Origin of the sequence: uncultured Proteiniphilum sp. (assembly GCF_937873925.1) — a bacterium.
Taxonomy (GTDB): domain Bacteria; phylum Bacteroidota; class Bacteroidia; order Bacteroidales; family Dysgonomonadaceae; genus Proteiniphilum.
In genome coordinates this window covers 24,297-33,626 of sequence record NZ_CALNAT010000251.1, presented here as the reverse complement: position 1 = coordinate 33,626, position 9,330 = coordinate 24,297, and the positions used below count along the sequence as shown (strand labels likewise).

The window sequence follows — 9,330 nt, the reverse complement described above, 5'->3', positions numbered from 1 at the left end:
CTTTTAAACAGGTCTGGGGTGATCATATCTGCGATACCGTAATCTTTGGAGACAAATGACTTGTTCTCCACGGCCGTTTCCAAAGTCAGACAACCCATAGAATCATTCTTCAACTGGCTGAATGAAAAAACAACTATTCAAAGAGCGCAAAAAGTAAGATCCACAAAAGGACTACTTGTACATACGATGGGCAAAATTGCCCTCGCATTCATTTATCTAATTTTTTAAATACTGATTCGCATAAATAATAAAAGCCAGCACGAATAATCCGATAATAATTATAATTGTCTTCATATTATGCCGGAATGAATTGTTTCTTTGTTTTCAAATCGTGCAAATAGGCAGACGCACTAAGCGCTGCCACAGTCCCGTCTCCCACCGCTGTGGCAACCTGGCGGAAACGCTTGGTAATGCTGTCTCCTGCGGCATATACTCCTTCGATGTTGGTGGACATATCCGGCCTTACCGGTATTTCTCCCCATTGGTTGAGTTCGACCTTGCCTTTCAGAAACTCCGTGTTGGGCATATAACCGATAAAGATAAATACTCCGTCGGTTTTAAAACGGGTTATTCCGCCCGTATTAAGGTTTTTTATATCAATGCTTTCCAGCTTTTCGTTCCCATAGAAAGCCGTAATGGAGGACTCTAATATGAAATCTATTTTCGGATTGTTGCGGGCTTCTTCCACAGCATGTTCGAAAGCCTGAAAATGATCGAATTGATGCACGATGCTTACTTTTGCAGCGTATTTGGTAAGGGACACCGCCTCTTCGAGCGCCGAATTACCGCCTCCCAGCACAACAATTTCTTTGTTGGTAAAGAAATCTCCATCGCAAGTGGCGCAATATGAGATCCCTTTACCTTTAAAAGTATCTTCCCCGGATACGCCTAACGTTCGCGAACGACCGCCCGTAGCAAGGATGACACTGTCGGAAGTGTAGCTGCTGCCGTCGGAAAGTGTCAGACTTTTGGTCTCCCCGGTTAATTCCAATCCGGAAATTATCACATTGGCCCGAATATCACATCCAAAGGTTTTTGCCTGTTTTTTCATCATATTGGCAAGTTGATAGCCGCTGATACTCTCCACCCCGGGGTAATTGGCTATTTCATGGGTAAGTACCATTTGGCCTCCCACCGTACCTTCGTTGACAATGAGCGTCCGGAGTCTCGCACGCGACAGGTAAATACCCGCCGTAAGTCCGGCGGGACCTCCCCCTATTACAATTGCATCATAATGATTCACTGCATTCATAATCTCAATCAGTTATTTTTACCGAACTCTTTATCCAATATCGCGGTTACCTGTTCTCTGCTCTGAATGCTGGAAGTCGCTTTTACCACCTTGCCGTTCTTATAGTAGATTGTAAAAGGGATCCCCATAAATCCCCTTACTTCGGGCAGATGACGGATCACATGCGCTTCAGGATTATCGAATTCCATGTCGTAGAACTTTACATGTGGATATTCTTCTTCCAACTCTTCAGCAATTCCATACACCGGAATACACATAGGTCCCATACGTCCGCATATAACCATTACGTTTTCGTTTTCGCTGATGATCTTAGCATGATCCGCAGCTGTTTCAATGTGATTTAAATTTGTGTACAACATAATTTTAATAATATTAATCCGTTTATATTTGACGATGCAAAATTACAGCACCCAATGTAATAAATAAAGGAATTTGCGGCCTTGCAGGACAATATCCAGATTGAGATTAGATAGCTTTTTTATTGAGAAAGCTTAACTTTGTATCCGTAAATTTTTATCTACCGGAATGAAGACGATATTAGAAAACGACAATGATTTTGTATGCGATATTCAGGCCCCGTGTTTTCAAATGCTGTCGCCCGAAGAAATTGAATTGGTACAGAGAAGCAAAACGCAAGTATTGTTCCGGAAAGGAGACAACTTGACCAAACAAGGCGCTTTCGCTTCGTATGTACTTTTTATTATTGACGGTTTGGCTAAGCAATATATCGAAGGCGATGCTTCTAAAAGTTTTAACTTAAGAATCATTCGTCCGGGAGAATTCGCAGGATTGTCATCCGTTTTTATCCGCAATACGTTTAACTATTCGTCGGTAGCCTTGACCGATTGCAGGGCTTTCCTTGTGGAAAAAGAAGCCATTGCCGGGGTGGTAAAGCAAAACGGTATGTTCGGATTCAATATCATAAAAAGATACTGCGAACAGAATGCAGACTTATTGGAGACCCTGCATACCGTAATTTATAAGCAGATAAACGGCCGTATGGCTACTGCTTTGTTGTATATCGACGGATTTAAAAAGGAATATCCTGAAATTTTCCAACTCCTCTCGCGAAGGGATATTGCCAACTTTGCCGGCACTTCTACCGAAAGCGCTGTCAAACTGTTGAAAAACTTTGAAAAGGACGGATTGATATTACTGAATGAAAAAGATATCTCGATTATTAATTACGGGGTGTTGACTGAAATAAGCAAAAGAGGATGATCGCACCATACACGCTTCAGCTGGAAATTATACTATAATCCATTATAATTATTAATTTTGTGTTGATGCCTCATTATTAATTATTTGAATAATTATGGATAATATGGCTTCTTATATTTCAATGAATTCGCTCTATCAGTGAATTGTGCCGGATTCGAACCGGCGACCTCTGCCCTGTCAAGGCAGCGCTCTAAACCAGCTGAGCTAACAATTCAGCGCCGCAAAAATACGGAAAAATATGATATGTTCACTATATTCTAAGAGAAAAAATATTCACTTTCGTTACCTAAACGTCCGATCTTATAATATTCAAGCGCTTTTCTTGAATCCAGTGAAAGATTAAATCGGTCTCTCTACCGTAAATGTCATTATTTACCTCCAGAAATCAAAAAAATGATGGACGGGGCCATGTCCTTTGCCGATTTCATATTCAGCGCCGGCCATAATGGCGCGGTCTATATAATTTTTCGCTTCCCTTACGGCATCAGTGAGCGGTAGCCCGTGAGCCAGAAAGGCGGCAATAGCGGAAGATAAAGTGCAACCTGTTCCATGGGTATTTTTAGTGGTAATACGTTTGGAAATCAGCATCATCATCTCATCGGTTTCGGCATTGTAGAACACATCCGTCAATTCATCTTCCGTCAGATGACCGGCTTTTAACAAGACCGACACGGAACGGCCGAAAGACAGGTCTTTTACCACCAGCGGTAATTCCTTCTGGGACCGGATATTTTTCCCCAGTAATATTTCCGCCTCAGGAATATTGGGCGTTATGACGCGTACATAAGGTATCAATTCTTCTTTCAATGTGCTGATGGCTTCGTCCTGTAGTAACTTATCGCCGGATGTGGCAACCATCACCGGATCCAACACAATGTCCTTAATGGCATACCCAGACAATGTGTCTTTCACCGACCGGATGAGTTCGGACGAATGGAGCATCCCAATTTTGATCGCATCCGTACCGATATCATCCAGCACAGAACGGATCTGTCCCACAACAAACGGTACAGGGACGGGGTGCACACCGGTTACACCCACTGTATTTTCATCTACTACGGCTACAATTACCGTTGCACCATAACATCCGCAGGCGGAGAATGTCTTAAGATCGGCCTGGATTCCTGCGCCTCCACTGGGGTCACTCCCTGCAATGGACAAGGCCCTTTTATACTGCTTCTTCATTTATTATTCTTTTAAAATTAAACCGGCCATTGTTCCTGCCTGTATGCGCTATCCCAGAAAATCCATTCAAGTTTAGCGCTTATGATAAAAGCTTCGGTCATAGCCTGTTGCCGGCTTTCGGTACATTGTTCCGCGATTTCATCGCAGATGGCTATGGCTGAGAATACCGATCTTTCAAAATCTTCACCCCCATAGGTATCTATCCAGCTTTGGTACGGATTATTTTCTTTTGTCTGATTCTCCAATATATAATCACCCACTTCCTTATAGATCCAGAAACAAGGCAGTACCGTAGCCAACGCCTCTTCTATGGATGCATTGGCCAGTTGTTTATGAAGAAAAGAGGTATATAACAGACAACTTGGTGACGGTCCTATCGATCCACTGTTCTTCAATTCCTGAATAAAGGACCTGTGCAATGCTTTTTCGACATCCAGAACATCGCTTGCAAAATGGATGAAAGCTTCAATATGCCGGGGATCATCTAATTTTGATGCGATCCCGGTCAATACTTTCCCATAATCCGACAGATAAATAGCGTCTTGCTGAATGTAAAAGATGAACGTCTCCTTTGATAATGTTCCATTGATCAACTCTTTGATGAACGGAAGTGCTAATATCCTATCATAAACGGGTTCTATTGATTGCCATGTTTTTTCGCTCCACTTCATACGTTTTTTGTCTTTTTATTTTGGTCTATAGAATACTATAGATTCAATGATTTTCGAACCAATATTCTTCACTTTTCACTTTTAGTTTTTAGTTTAGTTTGGTTTACGATATCCGACAGCCGTGATGCTGCTAATCGGGGATCTTCCGCCGACATAATGGCCGAAACAACGGCAATGCCGTCTGCGCCGGCTTGTATAATCTCCCGGGCATTGTTGATATTGATACCGCCGATACCGACACTGGGATGTTTCGATAGGAGAGAGATCTCGCGAATGCCCGCCAGACCTAACTCCATCGCCGTATCTGTCTTGGTCGGAGTACTGAAAACAGGAGATATCCCGATATAATCCACATCCAGCTTATTGGCATCCAGCGCATCCTGTATATTTTCAACGGACAAGCCTATTATTTTGTTCTTTCCTAATATTTTCCGCGCCACTTTATAGGGAAGATCGGTCTGGCCGATATGTAATCCTTCCGCATCGCAGGCAAGCGCTATGTCTAACCGGTCATTGATGATCAACGGAATATGATAAGGCTTCAGGCACGCTTTGATTGTAGCAGCCTGCCGGTAAAATTCTCTTGAAGAACAGTTCTTTTCCCGGAGTTGTACCATACTGACCCCTCCTTTTACCGCCTCTTCCACGATATATTCCAGGGGCTTGCCCAACGACAATGAACGGTCGGTAACCAGATACAGGCTTAGGTCAAAGTGCTTCATAACCTGATATTCTTCCTTATACTTTCTTCGTCGATATTGAAAAGCGTATCCAGAAAGTTTATCTGCAAACTGCCGTTCCCTTTCGACGACCTTGCTGCGATCTCTCCGGCGATGCCCATGATAAACATAGCGTGGGTGGCTGCTTCGAGGAAGTTCGGGTTGACGGCGATGAAAGCACCTACGATAGCAGATGCCGTGCACCCCATACCCGTTACCTTTGCCATCATCGGGTTCCCGTTCCTTACGATCTCGACGGTGCTTCCGTCTGTGATGTAATCCGTTTCCCCGCTGATGACCACGATTGATCCGGATTCGCCGGCCAAAGCTTTCGCCGGATGTAAAGCGGCCTCCGAAGTATTCGTACTGTCAACACCTTTGGTCTTCGCGCCGGCATTGAATAAGGCGATTATTTCCGAAGCATTGCCGCGGATGACCGAAGGCTTGCACTCTTCTATGATTTGCGTGCATACCTCCGACCGGTACGATGTCGCCCCGGCACCCACAGGATCGAAGACAACCGGAATATGCTTATCCAATGCCGTTTTGCCTGCAATCAACATGGCTTTTACCCATTCGGCTTCAAGGGTGCCTATATTGATCACCAACGAAGAAGCTATACCGGCCATTTCGGCAACTTCATCCAACGAATGCGCCATTACCGGCGAGGCTCCTACTGCCAGCAGCGCATTTGCAGAATTATTCATCGCGACATAATTGGTTATATTATGTACGAGAGGGGATCTTTCTCTTACGAGACTCAAGTCCCGGACCAGATAGTCAATATTTATCATCTTAATTTATTTTTTAAATCCGCAAATTGCTACATAATCACCGCTGTCATACCCGGAAACAGGTTATTACCGAAACCCTTATCCATTTTCAATAATAAAAAAAGCCGCTTCATATTGATGAAACGGCAACGATGAATACTATATGAATGTAATCTTCTTAAACTTCCGTTTCCCTACGATGTCAATTACAACATATCAGGTTCAAGGGTTTGATCTCAGCTCTTATAAAAAGAACACCCCTAACAGAGATATCACAAAAATACATATAAATTATGAATAACATGAGTTTTGTAAGTAAAAAGAACAGTTTCATTCATATTCTCTCCATGTTCAACAGAGAACCAAATATAAGTACCTATTTATTATCACCAAAAAACACAAATTGACTTCTAAAAATCATTATTTTTGGGTATTGTATAACAGGTCGCAAGATACTAACTTTGTATTAATAGGTGCGACAAGAAGTCGACTAAATAACTGTTCAGCGAGCGAGACTGAACCTATTATTCCGTTAATAGTAGCCTAAAGGAACATGCGACAGGGGTAACGTTGTGGTGTGAAGCTTCCTTGACAAAGCCCCTGTGGACAACAGGAGAGCGAACCGTGAGGGGATACAACTGCCGCCAACATCATGCGGTTAAGGGGCAAGGCTCTGCGGTATGGACAACATATGTGAACCACTGCACTATCGTTACAAAGAAAAGGCTAAAGGTGTTGGTAAGCCTTGACCAAAAGGTGGCAGCCGGATAACCTTCTTTGTTTTAAGGTTACACGGACGAAGCGCTGCCGGTAGATGGGTGGGTCCTAACCCGTGGGTTGTTATTTAGCCGGAACTTGGTAAGCCCTTATCCTTCCCCTTTAATACGGGGAAAGCCGACCGCAAGGAAAGCCGACGGGGACGGGGGTATGAGATTGCGGAAAAAGCGAACGTTTCCCTGTAACGGGGAAGATAGGGGTTGCAAGATTATCCCGTTGTGAAAGCAGGCAGACTTCCGCATGGTGTTACGTTACAGGAAAGCCGGAGAACTTTCAGGATGGAGGAACAGCAAAGGAGCGGAGTGAAAACAAAGTGTGCGCCTTCACGCAGGGTCACAGCATGGACTGCCATGGACTGGCATAAATGCGAACGCCGTGTGGGAAAGCTCCAGGCAAGGATTGTAAAGGCTCAAAAAGAAGGAAGGTTGGGCAAGGTGAAAGCCCTGCAGCACCTCCTGGTCACCTCTTTCGAGGCCAAGGCATTGGCCGTAAGAAGGGTGACATCCAATAAAGGAAAGCGAACAGCGGGAGTGGACAACATTAAATGGACGACCCCCGCGTCAAAATTAAAGGCGGCGGGCTCCCTTAAGCGTAGGGGATACAGGCCAAAACCTCTAAAGAGAGTGTTTATCGAGAAAAGCAACGGGAAACAGCGACCGCTGGGGATACCCACCATGCACGACAGGGCCATGCAGGCTTTATACCTGATGGCGCTCGAACCGGTAACCGAGACAACGGCCGACGGCAACTCCTACGGTTTCCGAAGGAAGCGCAGTACGGCGGATGCCATAGACGCACTGCACAGGCTACTAAGCAGGGAGTGTTCCCCTGAATGGATACTGGAGGGGGATATCAAGGGGTGTTTCGACCATATAAGCCACGGGTGGCTTGAAGATAATGTACAAATCGACAAGTCAATACTCAAAAAATGGCTCAAGTCGGGAGTAGTATTTAACAAAATACTCACCCCACGAAGGAAGGGACACCACAAGGCGGCATCATCTCCCCGACCCTTGCCAACGCAACCCTCGACGGGATGGAAAGGATGCTCAGGGAACGTTATCAAAAACGTTACATGGGAAAAGGGAAATTCTATTTTCCGAAAGTAAACCTGATACGTTATGCCGATGATTTTGTGGTCACGGCAGGAAGTAAGGGACTGCTCGAGGAAATAAAACCCCTTATCACGGACTTTCTTACCCAAAGGGGACTGTCCCTCTCCGAAGAGAAAACACTGGTAACCCATATCTGTGAAGGCTTCGACTTTCTGGGGTTCAATATCCGGAAGTACAACGGGAAACTACTGATTAAACCCTCGAAAAAGAGCCGCAGGAAGATAGGCGAAAAGCTGCATGGAATAATATCCGGCAACAAGTCGGCAACGCAAGGGCAACTCATTGGACTGCTCAATCCTGTTATCACCGGATGGGGAAACTACTTCAAACATGTGGTATCGAAGGATATTTTTGCGGCAATCGACCATGTGCTGGTGTTGCAGCTCAAGCGTTGGGCATTCAGGCGCCACACCGACAAGTCCCGTGAATGGGTGAAAAACAAATACTTCCAGACAGAGGGAAACCGTAAATGGGTATTTGCACAGACAGTGGAAAAGGACGGGGGCAAGAAAACTTACACCCTAAGGAAACTTGCGGACATCCCGATTACACGACACCTGAAAATCAAAATGGAGGCAAACCCGTTTGATGGGGACTGGTATGAATATTTTGATAAAAGGCAGTCGGCCAGACTGCGGTTCGCCACACGGAATGTGTAACTTTATCGGATAAAGGCTTGCAAAAGTCAATGAACCGGTTTAATTTCGTGAGAATTAAATTTTGTAACACTTGAGCCGTATGCGGGGAAACTCGCACGTACGGTTCTTAAAGGGGAAAGCGGGGGCGACCCCGCCGACCTACTTAATAAATTACGGCAATGATCCATTATATAAATACAGTATGCTATAATTGCAGAAAACATTCTGAATATAAGACAAGGCTGCATTGTTTGAAGGTAGCGGAAGAAGAGATATTGGATATTTTCAGGCTTTTAAGCATCCCTATGGACGAACAGGATATTTTGGTTCAGACTATTAATAAAGAAAATACCTGCTGGGATAATCTTAAAGGGATACTATACAAGCTTGTCCGTAACAAAAACGATTAGTTTTAGTGAACAATTTAAATCAAACGGTCATGTATGTAGTTTCGCGTAATATGAAAGTCGGAAAAGATATTTCAGGATCCCTGATAGAGGAATTTTCCGCCCCTTCGCCAGTCAACAGGGCAGAAGGGTTTATCCGTCGTGAAGTGTTGGTTAACAGGGAGGCGCAAGATGTTGATATTATAAAAGTAGTGTATTACTGGAAAGATAAAGATTCTTTGAAGAAATGGCATACGAGCAGAGAACATGAAAAAATGCATAAAGAGAGGAATAAACAGCGGAAAAATGCAGGGAAACCCCAAATAGATCGCAAATCTTTAAATATGACTTTTGAAGATTTTGAATTAGTAGCCACATTAAATGCGGAATAAGGTGATCCCTACACATTCGTCGATCATCATTCTCGATCCATGCGCGGTACCGTCGATATTGAGGTGATCAAATCTGTGTATAATTTCAAGGCGAATTAAATAATACGTGATAAACCAATTTATTTTCGTATCTTTGCACCCATTAGCAATTAAGTTAATATTGGATCTTCTTCTCAATGTTTTGCTCCGCCACTTGTTTCG

At 44.1% G+C, this 9,330-nt stretch carries 11 protein-coding genes, 1 tRNA gene, 1 pseudogene and 1 riboswitch; of the genes and pseudogenes, 6 read left to right on the top strand and 7 right to left on the bottom strand.

Going from position 1 to position 9,330, the window contains the following annotated elements; translation table 11 throughout:
- Nucleotides 1-57: 57 nt before the first annotated feature.
- Nucleotides 58-228: pseudogene (locus Q0502_RS19090) on the top strand (transposase); the annotation flags it as partial.
- A 67-nt stretch (nt 229-295) separates the two neighbouring features.
- On the opposite strand, the gene trxB reads toward Q0502_RS19090, so the two are convergent.
- Entirely contained in the window at nt 296-1,252 is a 957-nt protein-coding gene (gene trxB, locus Q0502_RS17810; protein ID WP_298653726.1) for a thioredoxin-disulfide reductase, read from the bottom strand.
- Between the two features lie 8 nt (nt 1,253-1,260).
- A complete protein-coding gene (locus Q0502_RS17805) occupies nt 1,261-1,611 on the bottom strand; it encodes a thioredoxin family protein (RefSeq protein ID WP_298653724.1) in 351 nt (116 codons plus the stop codon).
- A gap of 166 nt (nt 1,612-1,777) precedes the next feature.
- Between Q0502_RS17805 and Q0502_RS17800 the strand changes: the two genes are divergently transcribed.
- Nucleotides 1,778-2,473 carry a Crp/Fnr family transcriptional regulator gene (locus Q0502_RS17800; RefSeq protein ID WP_298653723.1) on the top strand — a complete coding sequence of 232 codons (696 nt, stop codon included), beginning with the start codon at nt 1,778-1,780 and terminating at the stop codon, nt 2,471-2,473.
- Between the two features lie 139 nt (nt 2,474-2,612).
- Here Q0502_RS17800 and Q0502_RS17795 read toward each other — a convergent pair.
- From Q0502_RS17795 to thiM, 5 genes are all read right to left on the bottom strand, one after another.
- Nucleotides 2,613-2,687: transfer RNA gene (locus Q0502_RS17795), tRNA-Val, on the bottom strand.
- Nucleotides 2,688-2,845: 158 nt separating this feature from the next.
- Nucleotides 2,846-3,658, bottom strand: a complete 813-nt coding sequence (gene thiD / locus Q0502_RS17790) for a bifunctional hydroxymethylpyrimidine kinase/phosphomethylpyrimidine kinase (protein ID WP_298653722.1) — start codon at nt 3,656-3,658, stop codon at nt 2,846-2,848.
- Between the two features lie 17 nt (nt 3,659-3,675).
- Nucleotides 3,676-4,329 (bottom strand): thiaminase II, encoded by a 654-nt coding sequence (gene tenA, locus Q0502_RS17785; protein ID WP_298653720.1) that lies wholly within the window; start codon nt 4,327-4,329, stop codon nt 3,676-3,678.
- A gap of 68 nt (nt 4,330-4,397) precedes the next feature.
- A complete protein-coding gene (gene thiE / locus Q0502_RS17780) occupies nt 4,398-5,051 on the bottom strand; it encodes a thiamine phosphate synthase (RefSeq protein WP_298653718.1) in 654 nt (217 codons plus the stop codon).
- Nucleotides 5,048-5,842, bottom strand: a complete 795-nt coding sequence (gene thiM / locus Q0502_RS17775) for a hydroxyethylthiazole kinase (RefSeq protein ID WP_298653717.1) — start codon at nt 5,840-5,842, stop codon at nt 5,048-5,050. Before thiM ends, thiE begins: the two co-directional genes overlap by 4 nt.
- A 153-nt stretch (nt 5,843-5,995) precedes the next feature.
- Nucleotides 5,996-6,093: riboswitch (TPP riboswitch) on the bottom strand.
- Nucleotides 6,094-6,816: 723 nt separating this feature from the next.
- On the opposite strand from thiM, the gene Q0502_RS17770 reads away from it, so the two are divergent.
- The 4 genes from Q0502_RS17770 to Q0502_RS17755 all read left to right on the top strand — a co-directional run bounded on the left by Q0502_RS17770 (nt 6,817) and on the right by Q0502_RS17755 (nt 9,129).
- A complete protein-coding gene (locus Q0502_RS17770) occupies nt 6,817-7,707 on the top strand; it encodes a reverse transcriptase N-terminal domain-containing protein (protein WP_298653716.1) in 891 nt (296 codons plus the stop codon).
- Nucleotides 7,596-8,372 carry a group II intron maturase-specific domain-containing protein gene (locus tag Q0502_RS17765; RefSeq protein ID WP_366521817.1) on the top strand — a complete coding sequence of 259 codons (777 nt, stop codon included), beginning with the start codon at nt 7,596-7,598 and terminating at the stop codon, nt 8,370-8,372. The genes Q0502_RS17770 and Q0502_RS17765 overlap by 112 nt, the downstream gene beginning before the upstream one ends.
- Nucleotides 8,373-8,602: 230 nt before the next feature.
- Entirely contained in the window at nt 8,603-8,761 is a 159-nt protein-coding gene (locus Q0502_RS17760) for a hypothetical protein (protein WP_298653714.1), read from the top strand.
- A 5-nt stretch (nt 8,762-8,766) separates the two neighbouring features.
- A complete protein-coding gene (locus tag Q0502_RS17755) occupies nt 8,767-9,129 on the top strand; it encodes an antibiotic biosynthesis monooxygenase (RefSeq protein ID WP_298653713.1) in 363 nt (120 codons plus the stop codon).
- The last annotated feature ends 201 nt before the right edge of the window (nt 9,130-9,330 follow it).

What these genes read in the sequence shown, in the direction of transcription:
- thiD (WP_298653722.1), bottom strand. Translation starts at nt 3,658, where the DNA reads ATGAAGAAGCAGTATAAAAGGGCCTTGTCCATTGCAGGGAGTGACCCC.
- thiE (WP_298653718.1), bottom strand. Translation starts at nt 5,051, where the DNA reads ATGAAGCACTTTGACCTAAGCCTGTATCTGGTTACCGACCGTTCATTG.
- Q0502_RS17805 (WP_298653724.1), bottom strand. Translation starts at nt 1,611, where the DNA reads ATGTTGTACACAAATTTAAATCACATTGAAACAGCTGCGGATCATGCT.
- trxB (WP_298653726.1), bottom strand. Translation starts at nt 1,252, where the DNA reads ATGAATGCAGTGAATCATTATGATGCAATTGTAATAGGGGGAGGTCCC.
- Q0502_RS17800 (WP_298653723.1), top strand. Translation starts at nt 1,778, where the DNA reads ATGAAGACGATATTAGAAAACGACAATGATTTTGTATGCGATATTCAG.
- thiM (WP_298653717.1), bottom strand. Translation starts at nt 5,842, where the DNA reads ATGATAAATATTGACTATCTGGTCCGGGACTTGAGTCTCGTAAGAGAA.
- tenA (WP_298653720.1), bottom strand. Translation starts at nt 4,329, where the DNA reads ATGAAGTGGAGCGAAAAAACATGGCAATCAATAGAACCCGTTTATGAT.